10 protein-coding genes and 10 pseudogenes are annotated in these 19,694 nt (G+C 58.7%); 12 read left to right on the plus strand and 8 right to left on the minus strand.

The genetic code is table 11. From position 1 onward, the window contains the following. Positions 1-1,709, minus strand: a pseudogene (locus NKI49_RS31665) (hypothetical protein); the annotation flags it as partial. A gap of 389 nt (positions 1,710-2,098) precedes the next feature. Here NKI49_RS31665 and NKI49_RS31670 point away from each other — a divergent pair. Continuing rightward, positions 2,099-2,479, plus strand: a pseudogene (locus tag NKI49_RS31670) (transposase); the annotation flags it as partial. Between the two features lie 114 nt (positions 2,480-2,593). Continuing rightward, positions 2,594-3,379, plus strand: a complete 786-nt coding sequence (locus tag NKI49_RS31675; RefSeq protein WP_352695889.1) for an IS3 family transposase — start codon at positions 2,594-2,596, stop codon at positions 3,377-3,379. A 272-nt stretch (positions 3,380-3,651) separates the two neighbouring features. Here NKI49_RS31675 and NKI49_RS31680 read toward each other — a convergent pair. After that, positions 3,652-3,834 (minus strand): annotated as a pseudogene (locus tag NKI49_RS31680) (IS110 family transposase); the annotation flags it as partial. On the opposite strand from NKI49_RS31680, the pseudogene NKI49_RS31685 reads away from it, so the two are divergent. Continuing rightward, positions 3,827-3,956 (plus strand): annotated as a pseudogene (locus NKI49_RS31685) (IS481 family transposase); the annotation flags it as partial. The pseudogenes NKI49_RS31680 and NKI49_RS31685 overlap by 8 nt on opposite strands. Here NKI49_RS31685 and NKI49_RS31690 read toward each other — a convergent pair. Next, positions 3,943-4,074 (minus strand): annotated as a pseudogene (locus tag NKI49_RS31690) (IS6 family transposase); the annotation flags it as partial. The pseudogenes NKI49_RS31685 and NKI49_RS31690 overlap by 14 nt on opposite strands. 333 nt (positions 4,075-4,407) lie before the next feature. Between NKI49_RS31690 and tssK the strand changes: the two are divergent. The 6 genes from tssK (at position 4,408) to NKI49_RS31720 (ending at position 14,045) form a co-directional block, all read left to right on the plus strand. Continuing rightward, positions 4,408-5,745: a type VI secretion system baseplate subunit TssK gene (gene tssK, locus NKI49_RS31695; RefSeq protein WP_352608080.1), complete on the plus strand. Its 1,338-nt coding sequence runs from the start codon at positions 4,408-4,410 to the stop codon at positions 5,743-5,745. Positions 5,746-5,771: 26 nt separating this feature from the next. Beyond that, positions 5,772-7,160, plus strand: coding sequence for a type VI secretion system-associated FHA domain protein TagH (tagH, locus tag NKI49_RS31700; RefSeq protein ID WP_352608078.1), 1,389 nt, complete (start codon positions 5,772-5,774; stop codon positions 7,158-7,160). Then, positions 7,148-8,434 carry a type IVB secretion system protein IcmH/DotU gene (icmH, locus tag NKI49_RS31705; protein WP_352608076.1) on the plus strand — a complete coding sequence of 429 codons (1,287 nt, stop codon included), beginning with the start codon at positions 7,148-7,150 and terminating at the stop codon, positions 8,432-8,434. The genes tagH and icmH overlap by 13 nt, the downstream gene beginning before the upstream one ends. A gap of 10 nt (positions 8,435-8,444) precedes the next feature. Continuing rightward, positions 8,445-12,038, plus strand: a complete 3,594-nt coding sequence (tssM, locus tag NKI49_RS31710; protein ID WP_352608074.1) for a type VI secretion system membrane subunit TssM — start codon at positions 8,445-8,447, stop codon at positions 12,036-12,038. A gap of 110 nt (positions 12,039-12,148) precedes the next feature. After that, entirely contained in the window at positions 12,149-12,346 is a 198-nt protein-coding gene (locus NKI49_RS31715; RefSeq protein ID WP_352608071.1) for a hypothetical protein, read from the plus strand. A 109-nt stretch (positions 12,347-12,455) separates the two neighbouring features. Further along, a complete protein-coding gene (locus NKI49_RS31720; protein ID WP_352608069.1) occupies positions 12,456-14,045 on the plus strand; it encodes a hypothetical protein in 1,590 nt (529 codons plus the stop codon). Between the two features lie 404 nt (positions 14,046-14,449). Here NKI49_RS31720 and tnpC read toward each other — a convergent pair whose 3' ends face one another. From tnpC to tnpA, 3 genes and pseudogenes are all read right to left on the minus strand, one after another. After that, the gene (tnpC, locus tag NKI49_RS31725) at positions 14,450-16,042 is read right to left on the minus strand and encodes an IS66 family transposase (RefSeq protein ID WP_502899635.1); all 1,593 of its coding nucleotides are present in this window, start codon (positions 16,040-16,042) and stop codon (positions 14,450-14,452) included. Between the two features lie 32 nt (positions 16,043-16,074). Further along, complete coding sequence (tnpB, locus tag NKI49_RS31730) at positions 16,075-16,395, minus strand: IS66 family insertion sequence element accessory protein TnpB (RefSeq protein WP_352695891.1); 321 nt, start codon at positions 16,393-16,395, stop codon at positions 16,075-16,077. Continuing rightward, positions 16,364-16,612, minus strand: a pseudogene (gene tnpA / locus NKI49_RS31735) (IS66-like element accessory protein TnpA); the annotation flags it as partial. The gene tnpB and the pseudogene tnpA, both read right to left, overlap by 32 nt. Between tnpA and NKI49_RS33525 the strand changes: the two are divergent. After that, positions 16,493-16,771, plus strand: coding sequence for a hypothetical protein (locus tag NKI49_RS33525; RefSeq protein WP_502899637.1), 279 nt, complete (start codon positions 16,493-16,495; stop codon positions 16,769-16,771). The pseudogene tnpA and the gene NKI49_RS33525 overlap by 120 nt on opposite strands. Before the next feature lie 181 nt (positions 16,772-16,952). Here the strand turns inward: NKI49_RS33525 and NKI49_RS31740 are convergent. Then, positions 16,953-17,454 (minus strand): annotated as a pseudogene (locus tag NKI49_RS31740) (IS30 family transposase); the annotation flags it as partial. Positions 17,455-17,508: 54 nt separating this feature from the next. Between NKI49_RS31740 and NKI49_RS31745 the strand changes: the two are divergent. Next, positions 17,509-17,896, plus strand: a pseudogene (locus NKI49_RS31745) (transposase); the annotation flags it as partial. A gap of 101 nt (positions 17,897-17,997) precedes the next feature. On the opposite strand, the pseudogene NKI49_RS31750 reads toward NKI49_RS31745, so the two are convergent. Further along, positions 17,998-18,084: pseudogene (locus NKI49_RS31750) on the minus strand (IS6 family transposase); the annotation flags it as partial. Positions 18,085-18,252: 168 nt separating this feature from the next. Between NKI49_RS31750 and NKI49_RS31755 the strand changes: the two are divergent. After that, a pseudogene (locus tag NKI49_RS31755) lies at positions 18,253-19,694 on the plus strand (hypothetical protein); the annotation flags it as partial.

Consider the following 19,694-nt stretch of genomic DNA (forward strand, 5'->3'; position numbering starts at 1 on the left):
AAACCCGATGGCAACTGCGGCGACCAGGTTGAGCTCAACCCGGCAGGTTGATCCGACTGCGATGACAACGCCCACGAGTCATCCTCCCACCCGGCAGGTTGCCGCCCTCCGGCTTGATCCGCAGCGTCATGAATTGCGTCCTGATCGTAACCTTCCGCAGGCCCCTGCCGTTCGCGGTCGGGCAGCTCATCCCACAACTGATCCTGATCGTAACCTTCCACTGGAGACTGGCCAGATTGCTGCGGTGGCTGCATTCCCCACGCAGCGTTCGCCTCAACGACTTGCTGGTACTTCCGAAGGTCGTTTAAACGGAGGTTCGGCCTACATCTATAGGCTACCTTATATGCCAGAATATCATCCTTCAACCCTTGTGTCTGCTCCTGATTGCCGTTGACTCGGCTCGCTATGCTCGCCTTTCCCTGCCTTCGGAGCCACTCACTGAGCCCGCGTCGACTGCTAGCGATGACACGGAAAGGTTTCCTCTCTTTCGACGTCGACTCAGGCCCAAGGCTGGCCAACTCCTGATTGAGCAGGCCCTCGATGAGGCGAGCGTCGTCGGCATAAGGCATCAGGGTATTAGGGCGGCCGGACCGCGCTCCAACTCCTCTGACTTCTTCACCGCCAGGCGCGAGCCTCCGGAGATCAGACAGTGCCGTGGCGAGCTTGGAGAGTCGGTCAGCACCGAGTTTTTCCCTGTACTCTTGAAGGTCGTCGTCCATCGATCCGGTTAGATACCGAGAAGCGATGGATGGCCTGTTGAATTTTCGGAGCCACGCAGAAAACTGCCTGAGTTCCGGTGCATTCCGGTTTAGGGAATCGTCCCCCTCGGCCGCGCGCTGCTCGAGGAGATCCTTGTCTTTGGCATAAGGACGAGCGCGAAAAAGGCTTGGGTCGATTCCGGCGCGCCAATCCAGCAGGACCTCCACGGGGGTATTGACACGTCGGTCGCCACGCTCGTTCACAAACTGCTCCGCACGGGCATTCAACGCACCAGGGTCATCAACGAGGCTGGCCACCGTCAAGTTGCTGGGCTGAAGCCAGACGCTGAACCTGCGCAGCGCGGATACCCAGTTCACCACGGTACTGTATGCAGCGACGTCAGGATTCCTTTCCCTGGCGTCGTTCATCACCTTCGTGAGCTGGGAGAAGAGGTGCTCGTCGACGTTCCCGGCGCGCACCCGCTGGATCGCCGCCCCAGCAATGATCGTGTGGTCCTCGTCGGGGACCATCGTGCGGTCCTCGTCGGAGACCATCGTCTGGTCCTCTGCGGCCGGGCGGCCGCGCTTGGCATAATCGGCGCGATACGTCGTCTTGACAACCTCCGGCTGGCGCATCCCGTCCTTCGACGACTTCTTGCCGCTGCTTGGAACGAAGGCCTTCTTCACTGTCTTCAGCAACGATCTCAATCCCCCGCTTTTTTTCGGCGGCGGGGTGATTGCCGGCTCCTCCGAGAAAGAGGAATAAGCCTCCGACGAGGCGGTCGAATGCCTGGACCGCGAGTGGCTCGAGGCTGCGTAAGAGGCGTCTATGCTGTGGCGCGCGCTGCTGATCTGGTTGTCCCGCAGGGAAGGCTGCCGCGGCATCCGCATCGAGCCACCCATGGACGTGCGCCGAATCGCACCACTGTCTGGATCAGCAGCGGAGCCGCCTAGGTTCAACTCGCTCAGCTGCCGCTCCAGGCCCTGTTGTTGCGCACGGTACTGCCGCATGTAATCGTCCGTTGTCCCTCCTATCCCTGTCAAACTCGCGACCCAAGGGTATACGTCGGCGTTGGGATCATTTTGTTCGGGAGCATCGTAGGGCCATGCCCGGCCAGTATTGTCCATAGCGGTCTCTCCGGTCGCGGATCAAGGAAGTGCTCTAGCGCCTATCGGTCGCGCCGCCGTCATGCGCAATTCATATTCAATCATTCGATCGGGACATGGTGATGCTTCCTGTCGGGGGAGGCGTTGGTGCACGGATCTTTTATTGGTGTGGATTTAGGCAAGCGGTAACCGCAATAGCCTTTGTAGCGTAGCCATGAGCCTTGGTGCATGGATCCTTTGTCAACGGTTTGGCGATAGGCAGGCAGGATGGAAATCAGCTTGATGCGAGTGCCATGCCGTACAAACACAACGCAGATCGTCGTCATCACGTGGGAAAGATGAAATTCAGGGTGACGAATTGGCGTGACTACGAAGCAGGTCTGCGCCGGCGTGGTAGCCTGACCTTATGGGTAAGGCCGGAGGCACTTGCGGGATGGCGCGCTCCGCGACGCAAGACCCGCGGCGGCCAAGCCCGGTATTCCGATCTCGCCATTGAGACAGCGCTGACGCTGGGTTGCGTCTTCGCAATGCGGCTGCACCAGACCGAGGGATTGCTCCACTCGCTGCTGGATCTCATGGGGCTGAAAGTCCCAGTTCCAGATCATACGACGCTGAGCCGTCGGGCACACAAGCGGGAGCCATCAGCCCGACGACGAGAACGGCAAGCTCAGAAAGCTGGTCGCCGACCTGTCGCTGGACAAGGAGATGCTGCAGGACGTGATCCGCCGAAAACTGTGAGGCCTGGTCGCAAACGCGAGCTGGTGGCCGATACCTGTGCTGATTGGAACGTGTCGATCCGGCGAGCGTGCCGTGTTCTGGAGTTCGACACCTCGACCTATCACTACAAGTCCCGCCGCCGTGACCAGGCCGGCCTCGAAGCTCGGATCAAAGACATCTGCGCGACGCGGGTTCGCTATGGCTACCGGCGCGTGCACGTGATGCTCACGCGGGAGGGCTGGGACATCAACATGAAGCGGACCTATCGCATTTACAGGGACTTGGGCCTTCAACTGAGGAACAAGACGCCGAAGCGCCGGGTGAAGGCGAAGCTGCGAGACGATCGCCAGCCAGCCGTCGAACCCAACGACGTCTGGGCGATGGACTTCGTTCACAACCAGCTCGCGACGGGCAAGAAGATCCGGGTCCTGACGGTCGTAGATACGTTCTCACGCTACGTGCCGGTGCTCGACCCACGCTTCAGTTACCGAGCCGAGGATGTGGTCAGGATGCTGGAACAGGTCTGCCCCAAGATCGGCTATCCAAAGACGATCCGGGTCGATCAAGGCTCGGAGTTCGTCTCTCGCGACCTCGATCTGTGGGCCCTACACCAAGGGCGTCACGCTCGACTTCTCGCGACCGGGAAAGCCAACGGACAACGCTTACATCGAAGCCTTCAACGGCCGCTTCAGGCGGAATGTTTGAACGCCCACTGGTTCCTGACGCTTGCCGACGCGGCCGAAAAGTTGGAGGATTGGCGCAGATACTACAACGAGGTGCGCCCACATGGCGCAATCGGGCACAAGGTTCCGATCTCGTTGATCAATCCCGATGGCGCCGTCAGCCCGCCATCGTGAAACAGCCGGAAAACTCCACCTTCCGGCGGTCCAAAGAATGGTATCGGATCAATGAAGCCTCGGACTCTCCATTGAACTGGAGCAAAGATCGGTCTCAGGTCACATTGTCAATCCGGTTTCGCGCTGTCATCGCCGAGTCATGGTCCGTTCCGAGGTCAATGCCTCATGATGAGTCGGGCGCCTCAACGTGTGCAACGACGTTCGAAATTGACGTCAGCCGATTCAACGAGGTCACCACAACCATCGTCCCGGCGGGGACATCACGGGCTTCTTTAGGGGTCTGAGAACTGGTTTGCGGTCAAGCTGCTAGGCCATCTTTTCGCTGCCCACTCAAAGCTGGTGCCGTCGACCCAGATACAGTGGAGCAGAACGGCGATCTTCCTGGCGACCGCCACTTTGGCCTTCTTCATGCCGATCCGCTTCGACAGTCGGACGCCCCACGCCTTCAGTGAGGTCCTCGGCATCAACGTTGCTGGTGATGCCGATCTCGAAATCCTGCTGGACGGCTTCAACCGCGCCTATAACCGGACGACGCCAGCGCGTTCTCCAAGGCAGTTCGCCCTGCCAGAAAGTCGACGGATGCGGCACTTGATGCGCCGATCGTCCCGTTCGATCCGGTTATTCAGGTATTTGCCCTTGCGGATCCGGATCGGCTTCAGCCGACGCCGGGAACGATCCTGCAAGCGATTTGATGTCACAGAGATTGTAGGCCAAGTACCAGCGAACGCAAAGCAGGATCACTGAGGTCAAACAGGCGGCCCTTGAACATCTAATCCTCCGAACATCGAAGGGGTCTTGCCATAGCGTGACCGGCAATCAAAACGTTGCAACACATCCGTGGCATTCCATGTCTTGGGCGATGATCAGGGCTCATGTGGCATGCGAAATTGATATGCAGCCATGGTGAGAGCGAGCCTGCATTCCTGTCGCTAATGGCTGCATACCAACTGCGCATGTAAGGTCTCAGGAAAACGCTTTAGAGCTGCCTCATTGGAGACTCGATTTATCGAAGGCGCGGAGCCAGGCGGATGTCTTGGGACAATAAGGTCGTTTGGTCGGAGGGGCTATTCCTTCGGCCGCAACATTTTCAGCAAAACGACCGTTATGTCGAAAAGCTGGTGCGCAGCAGAACGGCCGTTTTGCATGGCTATGGTTGGGGCATTACGCAGCTCCGGCTCAATCGCGAACTGCTTGGCTTGGGTAAGATCGCTATCGAAACAGCGTGTGGCGTTTTGCCGGACGGGACTCCGTTCAGCATTCCAGATGACGCCGACCAGCCCACTCCGTACGGGGTTCCGGGCCATCTACGCGACTCGCTTATCCACTTGGCAGTGTCCCTCTATCAACCAGGGGCGGTGGAAACGGATGCGCGAGCAGAAATCGACGTCCCGACCCGCTTCGAGGTTGCAGTCCAAGATCTTGTCGACACAAATGCGGGCGAGCGAGGCGGCGCCTCCATTGAGGTGGCGCGGCTGCGTTTTCAGCTCTTACCGGACGCAGCAAATCGCGCTGGGTTCGCCTGTCTTCCTATAGCCCGCCTAATTGAGGTCCGGGCCGACGGTCAAATCATTCTCGATGAGAACTACATCCCACCAACTCCTGACTGCGCCAGTTCCCCTGTCCTATCCAATTACGTGACGGAAATCACCGGCTTGCTTCACCATCGTGGTGAGGCGCTGGCAGCCCGGGTGTCGCAGTCAGGCACGCGCGGGGTGGCCGAGATAGCTGATTTCCTTCTGCTCCAGGCGATCAATCGTTATGAGCCCTACTTCGACCACCTTGCAAAAATCCCAGGCGTGCATCCGATGAGGCTGTATGGCCTGACGGTCCAGCTGGCCGGTGAACTGGCCACGTTTTCCCGGACTGAAAAGCGTCCCCCGACCTTCGTCGGCTACAAGCACGATGCTCTGTCGCACGCTTTTGTGCCGGTGATCAGCTCTATTCGATCCTCGCTTAGCACTGTACTAGAACGCACGGCGATACCATTGCCGCTGCAGGAATACAAACACGGTGTCCATCTCGCCGAGGTGCAAGACCGTTCGCTGTTTACGACTGCCAGCTTCGTGCTGGCCGTAGGTGCCGATGTCAAAACCGAGCGGCTACAGCGCGAGTTTCCGGCCCAAATTAAGATCGGCCCGGCTGAGAAGATCAAAGAGCTGGTCAATGTCGCGCTGCAGGGGATCAGCATCAACCGTCTCCCGGTCGCCCCACGGCAGATACCCTTCCATGTCGGCGTCACCTACTTTGAGATCGATCAGCAGAGCCGCCTCTGGAAGGACATGCCTCATTCCGCTGGCTTGGCGCTGCACGTGGCCGGTGATTTCCCAAATCTCGAAATGGCACTCTGGGCCATTCGGTCCCAATAGCCACCTTTGGAGAATGCAGGCTCAACATGCCACTCATTCTACGTGTAACAAATGCGGAAGCCGGCCTATCGGGTAGCCGAGGCATCAAGTTGCTGATTGAGTCAAACGAGGGAATGTCCATCGGCTTGTCCGAGGACAACGGGTTTGTTTTGTCGGATGATCAGCAAACAGTCTCGACGCACCGCCTTTTGATCGAGCGTGAGGAGGGGAATTTCGTACTGATCAAGCGCAGCGGCAATGGCACATCGTTGAACGACCGCGCTAAGCCGCTGCCGTCGGACCTGCCTGTTATCTTGACGGCCGGTGATATCGTTCGAATTGGCAGCTACATGGTCAAGGTCGATGCTGCTTCCATGGAGGATTCCGCCGAAGGCGAGCCGCACACTGTAGGCTCGCTTGAGGCGTCGAATCTTCTGGGGGTGGTTGAAATGGCTCCTGCCATATCGATTGGTAAGACCACTCGACTCGGGGAATTGTTCGTCGAGCCCTTCGATAGAGACTTTCCGCCGTCGTCGTTCTTGGATGCTGAGCAAGATTTATCGCCAGCCACCGCGGGCGCCTGGCAGCTGGACAGTTATCCAGATCATATACCGGACCAGGCCGGCGTCTTCGTGCAACCAGCGACCTGCGTCGAGACCATCCCGGAGGACTGGGATCTTGCGACAGAGCTCAGAGAGAAACAGGCGTCGACAAATGGGCCAAGCTTGACCAGCGTCAACAAGGAGCCTCCTGTAGAATCCGGCCTGGGCCTGCCACCGCCGACTCCTGAGGAGCCGTCTTGTTTGATGGTGGTTGGGCAGACCAATTCTGGCGGCGAAAACCATGCTGCTATAGCGGCCTTTCTTTCAGGCTGTGGGCTATCGTTGGCAGATCTCGGGCAAACCGATATTTCAACCATCATGGATCGTGCTGGGCGGATGCTTCTGAATTCCTTCGTCGGTCTCAGCAGCACCGTCTCCGCTTGCGAGCACGCCCTGCAAGAATCCGGCCTTCAGTGTACGAGCACCGCGCAGCCGATCGAAAACACCCTGAAGTTCATGCTGAATGCCAAGGGCGCCTTGCGCGGGGCTCTATGCACCGATATCCCGCGGCTCCTTCATGGACACCTCGCCGTCGAGCAGGCCTTTGCTGACATCAAAGCGCATGAGGGTTCGATGCTAACGGCACTGCACAAGGCTCTACTCAGTGTCCGTGAACGCCTCTGCCCTGAAGCGATCAAGGCCTCGCTTGTGCGGACCAGGAAGTTCTGGCCCGGCAGCCGGAAAGCCAGGCTTTGGGACGAGTACTGCCGAGTCTTCGATGCCGTCGTATCCGACATCGAGACTGAAACGCTTCGGAATGTTGAGTCGAGTTTTGGCCTCCAGCGTGCACAAGGCAAAGCCGTGATAAATGAGTCCGCCCAATGGAATCGGTAGCCATACCGACTGAGGGTACCGTCTTAAGTTCCGACCTTGCAGTCGGCCCTGGGCCTTCGGCTCTTTCGTCACCGCCGATATCAGACCAGCCTTTCTGGGAAACGCTAACGCTTCACCGGCTCAATCCGCTGGTCGCGGCTGCGGCAGCGCTGTTGGGCCTCTGTGCTCACCTCAAGAGCAGTACGGATCAACTTGATGTCGAGGAGTTGCGCCTGCAGGTGCTGCGAGGGATCGATGCATTCGAGCGTCGGATAATGTCGCTCGGACTGCCGATTCGGGCAATCAAGATCAGCAAATACGCTCTTTGTGCCACGATCGATGACATCGTTCTGAATACGGCTTGGGGTAGCCACAGCGTCTGGACAACGCGAAGCATGGTCGGAACGTTGTTCAGCGAGACCTGGGGCGGCGACCGCTTTTTCGAGCTTCTAGAGCAAATGAAAAAAACCGCGGCAAACGACCTCGATCTGCTGGAGTTGCTCTACTACTGCATGCGATTGGGCTTCGAAGGTCGCTTCCGGGTGGCCGCGCGAGGAGCCTCCGAACTTAGCGTGCTGTGCGAGGACACGTACCGATTGATTCGGGCAGCGCGCGGTGACTTCGAGCGTGACATATCCCCACACTGGCAAGAACGCGCCACAGCGCGGAGACCGTCCAGCAGATTCGTCCCATCTTGGGCCGCCGGCGCTTTCGGGGCAGTAGCCCTCCTGTCGCTCTATACCTGGCTATTATTTGCACTCGATGGCCAGTCGGATGCGGTCCTCGCCAAACTCGCAACTCTGCCGCCGCGCGGAGCGGTGAGTTTGGCGAGGACCGCAGCACCGTCCCCAGTCCTCATGAATGGCGATCGACTGCGTCGCTTTCTCGGTGCCGAAATCCGCGATGGGCTGGTCGCTGTCACCGAGGACGCGCAGCAGATTCTGGTTACCATCCGTGCCTCAGGGATGTTCGACTCCGCAAGTTCGATCGTGAAGGATTCGTTCGTCTCGCTTTTTCTGCGGATTGGGCGAGCGCTGAACGAGCAGCCCGGGGCGGTTCTTTTGACCGGACACACAGACTCGATGCCGATCCAATCTCGTGCCTATCCTTCCAACCAAGACCTCTCAATGGCGCGTGCCAAGGCAGCGGCTGAGATTATCAGATCGACGATGAGTGAGCCGGGCCACGTGCGGGAAAAGGGCAGAGGGAGCGGAGAACCGATCGCTTCGAACCAGACGCCAGAAGGCCGCGCCAAGAACCGGCGGATCGAAATCATAATTACGAAGCCAAACTGAGAGTTAGCCCATGCAGTCATTCAAGAGAGCGCTCCAGGGCAAATGGCTCGGTATCGCAGCAGCCGCCCTGGTGAGTGCTGTGATCTTTATTTTTGGACGGCACCTCTCAATTGGAGGGTACATCCCACTTGACAGCCTTGGTGAGCAACTTGCGGCGTCAACGTTGATGCCGATCGCCTACGTGGTCATCTGCATGATCCAGGGCAACGTTGAAGGCTTTTTCCTTACACGAGCGTCCGGCATGCTGGACGGGATCCGGACAAATCAAAACGAGGCGGATGGTGCAGGATCGGCTTCTTCCGATTGGGGCGGAGCGCGAGCCAGCGCCGCTGCCGAAGCAGAACTGGAGGCCATGTCAGCTCGCTTTCGCGAAACTCGTATTACGCGCAAGCGGCTTCGTCGTCACGGCGTTCTCGGCAAGCGGTGGTTCGATCAACTGCCGTGGTACGTGATTATCGGTACGCCTGGATCGGGAAAATCCACTGCCCTTGCCAATTCCGGCCTCAGCTTCCCATTGGCGGAAAAACTCAGCCGGAAATCGATCGGGGTGGTCAAGGCCACCAGCAATTGTGAATGGTGGTTCACCGATGACGCCGTACTCATCGACACTCCCGGATACTACGTGGTTCAGAAACGCAACCTGGAACAGGACAAAGCGGTCTGGCAGGGCTTTCTTCGCCTCCTTAGCCGCAGCCGTCGGCGCCAGCCGCTGAGCGGGGTGTTGGTATCAATCGCGATAAACGAGCTGAGTTCGTCCTCCGAGGAGGTACTCTTCGATCACGCCAGATGCATCCGGCAGCGGATCCTTGATCTGTATCGAGAATTCGGATTGCGGCTGCCGATTTATATATTGCTCACCAAGAGCGATCTAATTGCGGGATTTAACGAGTTCTTCGACGACCTTGGCCGCGAGGGCCGCGAGGCCGTGTGGGGTTTCACTTTCGCGCCATCGGAAAGTGAACGCGATCCGATGGGATCTTACGCAGCAGAATATGACACACTCGTCGGGCGCCTCAATGACAGGCTGCTTGAACGACTGCAGCAAGAGAGCAACATTCACCGTCGCGCGCTTGTGTTCGGCTTCCCACAGCAGGTCGCAAGCCTTAAGCATCTATCCTATCAGTTTCTACAGGAGGCCTTCGGTCGCAACGCCTACGAGGACCCGATCTTGCTCCGCGGCATCTACTTCGTGAGCGGAATGCAAGTGGGTGCGCCCTTTGATCGCATTGCGGGGGCCAGGTCTCGGACCTTCGGCATCTCTCTGCGGGCCACCCCTATTTCACCCGACCAGAAGCGTAGTTATTTCATCACTCGTTTGCTTCGCCAGGTCGTCTTCGCCAACGCTGGACTTGTTGAAGCCCATCCCCGTGTCGAACGGCGACAGCGGTGGCTTCGATATAGCCTGTGCACGACAATCGCGGCAGCTATGGCCTCAGCGGCTGCCTTCTTGATAGTCAGCTACAGTCGCAATGTCCACTTGATGGAAGGGGCTCGTCTTGCGGTCAGCAGCTATGCCAAGGAAGCGGGGAAACTCCCCCTTGACCGGGTAGACAGTAGCGATCTCCGACCAGTTCTGCCGCTGCTGGATCGGCTACGCGCCGTGAAGACCGATTATGACGAAGCCGCCAGAGCGGACAACAACTTCTCGGGATTAGGTCTAGATCAAAGTGAAAACTTTCAGATACAAGCGCATGCGGCCTATCGCCGGGGCGTAAGGACGATCTTGCTGCCGCGCCTAGTTTTCCGACTGGAAACACTGGTGGCGGAACACCAGGACGATCTTCCGTTCCTCTATCAGGCGCTGAAAATTTATCTGATGCTTGGGGGACGTGGCCCGTTCGAGCCCGGGGACATCAATGAGTGGATGACCCTCGACTGGAAACTGCTGTTTCCGGCTGAGGCAGATGCCGCCCTTCGCCGGTCGCTGGCCGATCACCTCGATGCCCTTTTGGACAACCCGCTGCCAGGTATCAGCCTCAATGGCGAACTGATCGAAAAGAGCCGCGCAAAACTCCAGGCCCTCTCGATGCCGCGTCGTGTGCTTAACATCATCACAAACAGTACTCAGGCCGCTAACTTACCAACATGGCGTCTGTCCGACCACGCCGGACCGATGGTGGGGGACGTCTTGATGCGCAAATCAGGACAGCCCCTCAACAATGGCATCGCCGGTATTTACACCCGAGCCGGTTTCCATGGGACATTCCTGCGCCTGCTGCCACAGGTAGCAGACGCGGTTGCTGCAGAAGGTTGGGTTCTTGGCGACCAGGCGACCACTTCCACAGGTGAAGCGGAAGAGACGCTGCGACGTGCGGCGATGGATCTCTACTTTCAGGAGTTTGCGTTTGGTTGGGACGAAATCATTAATGACATTTCGCTGCGGCCAATGGCGAGTGTCGATGACGCTTTGCGAACGTTGAACGCGCTTTCAGCACCCACCTCGCCGATGCGCTTGTTCCTTGCCGCAGCGGCACAGGAGACCAAGCTCGGTGAACCGCCCGAGCCCGATACGCCGACCGAAGCTAAAGGCACTGATCAGAAGGAGCTACCCGTCGGCGACCTTCAGGCGCTCTTCCGATCGCCGCCTGTCGCCGGCACTTCCGAAAGCCATGATTGGCTCTACACGGATGTGCATTTTCAATGGCTACACCAACTTGTCAATGTGCCGCCAAACAGCCCCCCCGGTGCTCAAGCGCCGATCGACAGCGCTGTAAGCGATCTTGCTGCTCTTTACCAATCACTTGGTGAGATGCAGGACCTCGCCGGATCAAACTCGTTGGAGAAAGGTGACGAAACGGCTATCGCAATCCGCAAAATCGAAGCAGGAGCCGCCAATCTGCCGCCACCCATTCAGCAATGGATCCTGAGCGTCGGCCGCTTCAGCTCGAAACTGTCCATGAGCGAGGCAAAGCGTCATCTCGCTAGCGTGTGGGCAGACGGTGCTGCCGAGTTATGCCAGCGGGCAACCGCAGGACGGTATCCCTTCAGCCGTGGCTCCCGTCGAGACACTCCATTGGGAGATTTCGGGCGGCTGTTCAGCCGGGACGGCGTGATCGACACGTTTTTTGCGCAGCACTTGGCTCACTTTGTTGATAGGCCCGAAGGCCCGTGGAAGGCACAGTCCACGGGAAGCGACAATTTACAAATCGACCGAGAGGCCTTGGCACAATTCAAACGAGCAGCCGCAATCCGGGACTCTATGTTCAAGGATGCCGGCAGTCAGCCGTCTATTGAGTTTCTGCTCACCGTCACTGATACCGATCGGTCGACCGACGAGGTGGTGGTCGAGATCGACGGCCAGCAAATCACGCAGCGACGAGGAGCATACAAACCTGTGCGTTTCCGTTGGCCCACGGTCGGCGGCCTCGGTGGCGCTTCGGTCACTTTCAACGGCTTGGAGCGTGCTGCTATTTCGAAGGTGGGCCCCTGGGCGTTGTTTCGACTATTGGACGAAGGGAAGACGCTTCCTCAAGAAGCGACCGACCAGGTTTATGTACGGATAGCGGCTGGCCGCCACTGGGTGACATTCATGCTCCAAGCCGACAACTTGAACAACCCGCTATCTCGCAATCTGCTATCGCGATTCCGATGCCCACAAATTTGAGGAGCCCTCGGTTGCTGCTGCACGTACGTCCTGCCGCTCAAACGGAAAGATGCCATCACAGGCGCATTTCAGCTGCACGAGCCTCCACTCCGAGATTGCCGAGGGATCAAATGCCGATGGGACTGGCAGGGTGCCACGGCGGATCCCGCATGGAAGCGGACTTCCTGACGTCGTTTTTCACCTCTCCGGCATGCCGCTGGTTTCCGCTGATCTTTTCAGCACGCCTCGAACGACTCGTGAAAGGCGTCAACGCCAAATTAGGATTTACCAGCGGGATGGTCGTGCTCAAATTCCGATCAAAGCTTTGACCTTCCTCAAATGCCGGTGACAGAACTCGTCGGTCGCGATGGACGAATGGTTTGCCGTTTCGTCCATTCAACGTAATTCAATCTACGACAACCAATGTGGAGACATATAATGAGCCAAGTACATAGTGCCCAAATGGCGCAGCGGTTCTTGTCCGTGATGAGGAGCGCTCAAGCCGCGAAAAAGCTTGAATTCTGCTTTGCCGTTGGCACTATTGTCATTGCCGGCGAAAAGAAGCCGGTGGTTTTAGTGCGGAAGAAAGGCCTGAAGGGCCTGCGGGTAATTCTGGAAGATATGCCCTATAAAACTCCCAAAGGTGTTCAGGAACCCGTTGACTTCAAGTTTCTGAGATCTGGTACAGGGACGATGAACGAGCGCAGCGTCATTGTCGTACGGCTGGCCAAAGGAGGCACGGCCAATTTTACGGCGATCAAGACCCAGATGAAGCGTTATTTCAAGGACCTGAGAGTAAGCCTCCCGGATATCCAGGAGGCTGAACCCCTGAGTGAAGAAGACCTCAATCGATTTGAAATAGCAGCCAAGGCGAACTCTGACGACCTGCCTTCAGATGACAATCAGGAAATCGTCAAAGAGAACCTGCCGGAAGGCGCTGCGGAAGCTCTCTCTGAAGGACTGAAGCAAACCATAGCCACTTCGGCAGCGTCAATCGCAGCTCACTCCAATCGTATCAGTCGGCAAACGGGGTTAATGCAAACTGCCGAGCTGGGCCCATTGACAAATAAAATCGCCGATTGGCTCAAGGAAATATTGGCCGCAACGCCGGTTGAAGAGCGGGAAAATGCCCTCCATAACTTCACTTGCCGGCTTCTATTGATGCTGGCCTACGACGACAATCGGAGAAACCTCCAATATGTGGACGAGGCACCCGATGGCGACGAGATGAAAACGGATCGCCCAGCGAAGCCGGACGAAGCAGGCGTTGACGACGGCGCTGAGCGTGAAGCGATAAATATAGGCGGAATCGATCTCGACCGTGTTGCGAGACACCCGGTCGATCAAGCCGAGGTCGTAGAAACCCTGTTCCGAATGACTAAGGCAGAGGCACAAGAGCGACGGCTTCCTTATCCTCTGGAAAACGCGAGCTCCGACAGGATCGCCATGATGGTGTCATCGCAATGGCCCAAAGAAGAAGGGCATGCTGCCAACAGGCGCGAGATTTTGGAGCGTCTGATTGCCGTGTTGGAGCAGTGGCTCCGCAATGACGATCAGCTGATCGCCGTGCTTGGCCTCAAGAAAGCGGATAAGCTGGAAGGGGATTTCCTCGCGTCCGTTCGGAGTATCAAAGATAAATGGCAGGCCCGCCTCGACGGCGCGCTGGTGCATTGGGAGGAGACGAAGAGCAAAATCAACGAGAAGTACGATGTAAAAGCCCGTGGCGGAACATGGACTCCGATCGACGAGCTCTTCCAGGAGATCAATGATGCGGTCGCGAACGAGCTTGCTGACATTACTAATCAAGTGGCCGAGGCAAGGTTTGATGCGATCGAGCGCGGTGAAGCAATCATCGAATCCGTTTTCCAATACCTCGACGGAAACGAATTCATCCAACTGCTTGACAATCCTCCGGCGGCCTTCGCTCATATTACGATCGGGAAGATGCTGCGGGACGGAATTGGGAGTGTCGGCAGCGAGCTGAAGCGCATCAAAGCCTCTCTCCCTGCGGCCGCACCGGCCGCATAGCCGCTCGAGTAATACCCTACGCGTGTTCAACTGATCGAAGAAACAGGAGCTGGCGTGATGATCCCAAAGAAGGGTGACTTCGGTCCGGACACGTGGGGTGGTAGCCCCGACAGCTCTTAGTCCGCCGTCCGCCCACCCGTGGACATGGATAGCACGATAGGATTGGCCAGGCTTCCAGACAACGTTCCAGTGAGGGAGGAGGGTGTGGCTGGCGGAACATATCCGCAGGCCAAGAGCATCTGCAGGTACACTTCCCCTCGGACGTGCTTGACGCGCGACCGATGCCACCGAGGGGACACATTTCGCCCCTGGAACCCCGTTGCCGGTAAGCGCTATTTTCCCCGCACGTTGACGCGGGCGCTTTCGACGGATGGCCTTCGAATTGGGAACGGTATCTGGTCTGATCAGGCTGCTGTTGCTTTGGCGAAGTTGAAGGGCAGCAGATCGTAGATATCAGCGTCCTCGTTGCGTTGAGGCAATTCGGTGAGGACGTGGCGCAGCCACGCTAACGGCTCGACGCCACAGGCGCGGCAGGTCAACATCAGGCTGTAGATGACGGCGCTGGCCCTGGCTCCGTCGACGGTATCGCTGAACAGCCAACTTTTCCGGCCAGTGGCAAAAATCCTGATGTCACGCTCGAGAAGATTATTGTCGATCGGCATGCTGCCGTCCTCGGTGTAACGAGTCAGATATCCCCATTGGTTCAGGGTGTAGGAGACGGCGTCGCCGAGCTTGCTGTCCGGCAAGACTTTTGGGGCGATGTCGTCGAGCCATGCCTTGAGAGCATGGAGGATGGGGACACTATGTTGCTGGCGGAAGCGGCGAATGCAGTGATCTCGCGTTTCGCCGTCATCGGGGATTTCGTTCCGCGCCTGCCTTTCAACCCGGTAGAGCTGTTCGAAGAACCGGAGCCCCTGTTCCGGCAGCCCGCCACCCTTCTTTCTCGCTTTGAGTGCGTCGACGAAGCGCCGCCTGGAATGGGCCATGCATCCAAGATGCGTTGCCCCTTCCAGCGTGCGCCAGGCGGAATAGCCGTCGCTCATCACGATGCCGCGGTAATCGCCCAAGAAGGTCTGCGGGTGTACCTGGCCGCGACCCGGCTGATAATCGAGCAGCACGATCGGCTCGTCACTGTCGTGGCCGCTCCGGTATGCCCACATGTACGAGGTGCTGGCGGCCGCTCTGTCCATTTCCTTCAACACCTGAACCGTCGTCTCGTCGCCATGGATGAGGGTTTGCGATCTGAGCCGCAGTTTCAGCGCGTCATAGATGCGATGCAGGTGCTTTTCGCTCGAGCCGATCACCCAGTGGCCCAGAGCGCCTCGGCTGACAGGAACGCCGGCGCGCTCAAAGGCCTGTGCCAGGCGGTAGAGCGGTGTGCCGTCGACGTATTTGTGAACGAGCGCGAAGGCCAGCGTCGAAGCCGTGGCGATGCTGCCCGGCAAGGGTTGTGCGGGCATCGGCGCGGTCACGACCGGCGTGTTGATGCCGGTACGGTCACAATGGCGGCAAGCATATTTGAACCGCACATTCTGCAAAACCTTCGCCTTCACCTCGATATGAAGTTGCTCGGTAACGGCCTCGCGCATGCGATGCATCTGATGACGGCAGCAAGGACAAGCCTTCTGGTCGTCGGGAAGGTCATACTCGACGCGCTCGCGCGGCAGGTTTTCCGGCAAGGCCTTGCGGCCGCGCTTCTTTCCCGTCGCCCCTTCGCTCGCCGGCAAGCCCGTGTCCGGCAGGGCAACGACATCGCCATCTTCGTTATCGGCGGCGTCCTCATCCGCGGCCTGTTCGGCTTCATTGAAGAGACGGTCAATGTGTTTTTCACTGCGCGGCGCAAAACGATGCAGTCGTGCAAGCGCCAGCTCTTCCTCGAGTTTGACGACGCGTTCGGTGAGGTGACGGTTCTCCGCCTGCAGCGCAGCAATACGCGCCATCAACGCTTCAACAGTCGGTTCGCCGGGCGATTCATCAGATTCTTGAATCGAAAGCATGCCGCCGCGTCAACCGCTCAATTCGAGAGCCCTCAACCGGCAACCTGATATTGCCGCAGCGGATGGCGGACCATCGCATCGATATCGATGCCGTCGAGGATCCAGTGCAATTGCTCGCTCGTAAGCGTGACCACCGCTGCCTCCCGGCGCGGCCACCGGAACTTGTCCTCGGTCAGCCGCTTCAGGACCAGCACAAAGCCCGACCGATCGAAGAACAGGAGCTTCATCCGGTCGCGACGGCGATTGCAGAACGCAAAAACCGCCGGAGCAAACGGATCGAGCGCCATCGTCTCTTGGACCAGAACCGCAAGGCTGTTTATGCCGGCCCGGAAGTCGATCGGCTCGCGGTGCAGGCTGAACCGGGATAAACGCCGGTGATGTGGACGGCGGGAGGGACTGGGTCTCCGTGCGCTTCTTTATCCACTTCCGAAGAAGGTTCGCATTGACCCCATGTTCGAGCGCAAGCCTCGATACCGACACGCCAGGCTCAAGGCAGGCCGAGACAAGACGGTCCTTCGATGCCGGCTCGTATCGGCGTCGCCCGTTCCGACCAACAAGCCTTACCAGCAGTTTCCGATCATCTTCTTCCATCACAAGGTGTCCACCTATTTTGGTGGACACCTCATGCATCAGAGCACTCAACAGCAAAAGGTGCGGGGAAATTCGCGCTTACCGTTGCCGGACCAAGCGACAAGGATCATCCTCGCCGGCATCGAGCTGGTTCTTTGAATTGGACCCGCTCCGCGAACTCCTTGCCCGCCTTGATGTCGGCTTCTCGGCGTCGGTGTTACGCTGCTTCGGCGCCGCCACGATCGTTGCGTCGACGATCTGGCCGCCCATCGCCAGCTAGCCGGCCTTGCCGAGGTGCAGACGAAATTGAGCAGAATATGTCCGAAATCGCGCGGTGGGTTCAACCGGTCACTGCAACACCTTCTGTAGCCTATCGGCCGGCGTTTCGAAGTCCAGGATTTTTCGGGGGCGCTGATTGAGCCGCAGGGCGATGCCGTCGAGTTGGGCCTGCGAGACCTGCGAGAAGTTGGTTGTTCTCGGGAAGTACTGCCTGAGCAGACCGTTGGTATTTTCGTTGCTGCCGCGTTGCCAGGGACTGCGCGGGTCGCAGAAGTAGACCTGTAGATCGGTTGCGACGGTGAAGCTCTTATGACGAGCCATCTCTTTGGCCTGGTCCCATGTCAACGAGCGCCGCAGCTCTTGGGGCAAAGTGCCGATCTTCTCGGCGAGGGCCGCCACGACGGTCGCCGAGTCCCTTCTCGCCAACTTCACAAGCATCGTGAACCGGCTGTGTCGCTCGACGAGGGTGACGATGTTTGTGTCGTTCGCTCCGGTGAGCAGATCACCCTCCCAATGGCCTGGATGGCACGATCCTCCGCCTCTGCGGGACGCCCGCACACGGAATTCCTGACAGTCCCGCCCGCTCGGTCAGAGCCTTCTTGAGCGAATCCAGCAGGCCACTACTCGACCAGATTGGCGGTCCGATCGGACAGTTTACTGCTGACGGCGCCTACGACGGAAAACCGACTTACGACGCAGTCATCGATCACAGCGCTGCCGCCGCAATCGTCATTCCGCCTCGTGTCAACGCGGTCGAACCATTCGACGATAGACCTGCCGGCCAAAGGGACCAGCATATCGCCGCAATCGGCAGAGACGGCCGGATGAAATGGCAGGTCTCCAACGGTTATGGACAAACGCTCGCTGGTCGAGACCGCCATAGGGCGATACAAGTCCACCATCGGGCGGCGTTTGCGGGCACGGTCGCTTCCAGTTCAGCAGACCGAAGTCGCCATCGGCTGCGCCGTCCTCAACCGCATGCTTGCCTGCGCACGCCCGAAATCGCCCGCCGCAAGGCGGCCACGGCATAGTCTGCCGCTTCAAAGATCGACATCCCCTCAAGTCCGGACCCATGCACCAACGCCCTACGGCACCCCTGGTTGGTCTGGAAATCGGAAATAGAGCCAGACCGCGTGAGCAATGATCATCGGCGGGAAGCGGTGGCGATTGGCGCTAACGGGCGAAGCGATCATACCGTCGTTCCATGATCCAAAAGCTGACCGGCAGTCAACGTGGCATCGCCAGTCCTTTGGGAAGCATCACCATGTCCCGATCGAATGATTGAATATGAATTGCGCATGACGGCGGCGCGACCGATAGGCGCTAGAGCACTTCCTTGATCCGCGACCGGAGAGACCGCTATGGACAATACTGGCCGGGCATGGCCCTACGATGCTCCCGAACAAAATGATCCCAACGCCGACGTATACCCTTGGGTCGCGAGTTTGACAGGGATAGGGGGGACAACGGACGATTACATGCGGCAGTACCGTGCGCAGCAACAGGGCCTGGAGCGGCAGCTGAGCGAGTTGAACCTAGGCGGCTCCGCTGCTGATCCAGACAATGGTGCGATTCGGCGCACGTCCATGGGTGGCTCGATGCGGATGCCGCGGCAGCCTTCCCTGCGGGACAACCAAATCAGCAGCGCGCGCCACAGCATAGACACCTCTTACGCAGCCTCGAGCCACTCGCGGTCCAGGCATTCGACCGCCTCGTCGGAGGCTTATTCCTCTTTCTCGGAGGAGCCGGCAATCACCCCGCCGCCGAAAAAAAGCGGGGGATTGAGATCGTTGCTGAAGGCAGTGAAGAAGGCCTTCGTTCCAAGCAGCGGCAAGCAGTCGTCGAAGGACGGGATGCACCAGCCGGAGGTTGTCAAGACGACGTATCGCGCCGATTATGCCAAGCGCGGCCGCCCGGCCGACGAGGACCACACGATCATCCCCGACGAGGACCACACGATCATTACTGACTTCATCGCCAGGGCCCCCGGCCTTGGCGTTAAGACTGTCCGGCCACACGCAACGAGTCTGCGCAAATTCAGCGCATGGCTTCAGACGCAGCCCGAGGGCCGGACACTGGCCGGCCTGCTTGACGCTCCTGGCAACCCTGACGACCCCAATGGGTTGACTGGTCGCGCGAACGCCTTTGCGCATGAGGCTGGCGTCCTGGTCAGCGCTGCATTGGTGGCGGTCCAGCAGGTCCGCACCGGGAACCTTCCGCATCCGATTCCTTATGCCGACGACGCTCGCCTCATCGAGGGCCTGCACAACCAGGAGTTGGCCAGCCTTGGGCCTGAGTCGACGTCGAAAGAGAGGAAACCTTTCCAGGAGATCACTAGCCGTCGACGCGGGTTCAGTGAGTGGCTCCGAAGGCAGGGAAAGGCGAGCATAGCGAGCCGAGTCAACGGCAATCAGGAGCAGACACAAGGGTTGAAGGATGATTTTCGGGCATATAAGGTAGCCTGTGGATATAGTCCGAACCTCCATTTAAACGACCTTCGGAACTACCAGCAAGTCGTTGAGGCGAACGCTGCGTGGGGAATGCCGCCCCTGCAGCCACCGCAGCAATCTGGCCAGTCTCCAGTGGAAGGTTACGATCAGGATCGGTTGTGGGATGAGCTGCCCGACCGCGAACGGCAGGGGCCTGCGGAAAGTTATGATCAGGACGCAATTCATGACGCTGCGGATCAAGCCGGAGGGTGGCAACCTGCCGGGTGGGAGGATGACTCGTGGGCGTTGTCATCGCAGTCGGATCAACCTGCCGGGTTGAGCTCAACCTGGTCGCCGCAGTTGCCATCGGGTTT

It is taken from the genome of Mesorhizobium sp. M0587, from assembly GCF_040320945.1.
Classification (GTDB): Bacteria; Pseudomonadota; Alphaproteobacteria; order Rhizobiales; family Rhizobiaceae; genus Mesorhizobium.

Bases quoted from the DNA above. Each gene is read 5' to 3' on its own strand.
- NKI49_RS31715 (WP_352608071.1), top strand. From the start codon at position 12,149: ATGCCGATGGGACTGGCAGGGTGCCACGGCGGATCCCGCATGGAAGCG.
- tssK (WP_352608080.1), top strand. From the start codon at position 4,408: ATGTCTTGGGACAATAAGGTCGTTTGGTCGGAGGGGCTATTCCTTCGG.
- tnpC (WP_502899635.1), bottom strand. From the start codon at position 16,042: ATGCTTTCGATTCAAGAATCTGATGAATCGCCCGGCGAACCGACTGTT.
- NKI49_RS31720 (WP_352608069.1), top strand. From the start codon at position 12,456: ATGAGCCAAGTACATAGTGCCCAAATGGCGCAGCGGTTCTTGTCCGTG.
- icmH (WP_352608076.1), top strand. From the start codon at position 7,148: ATGGAATCGGTAGCCATACCGACTGAGGGTACCGTCTTAAGTTCCGAC.
- tagH (WP_352608078.1), top strand. From the start codon at position 5,772: ATGCCACTCATTCTACGTGTAACAAATGCGGAAGCCGGCCTATCGGGT.
- tssM (WP_352608074.1), top strand. From the start codon at position 8,445: ATGCAGTCATTCAAGAGAGCGCTCCAGGGCAAATGGCTCGGTATCGCA.
- NKI49_RS33525 (WP_502899637.1), top strand. From the start codon at position 16,493: ATGTTCGAGCGCAAGCCTCGATACCGACACGCCAGGCTCAAGGCAGGC.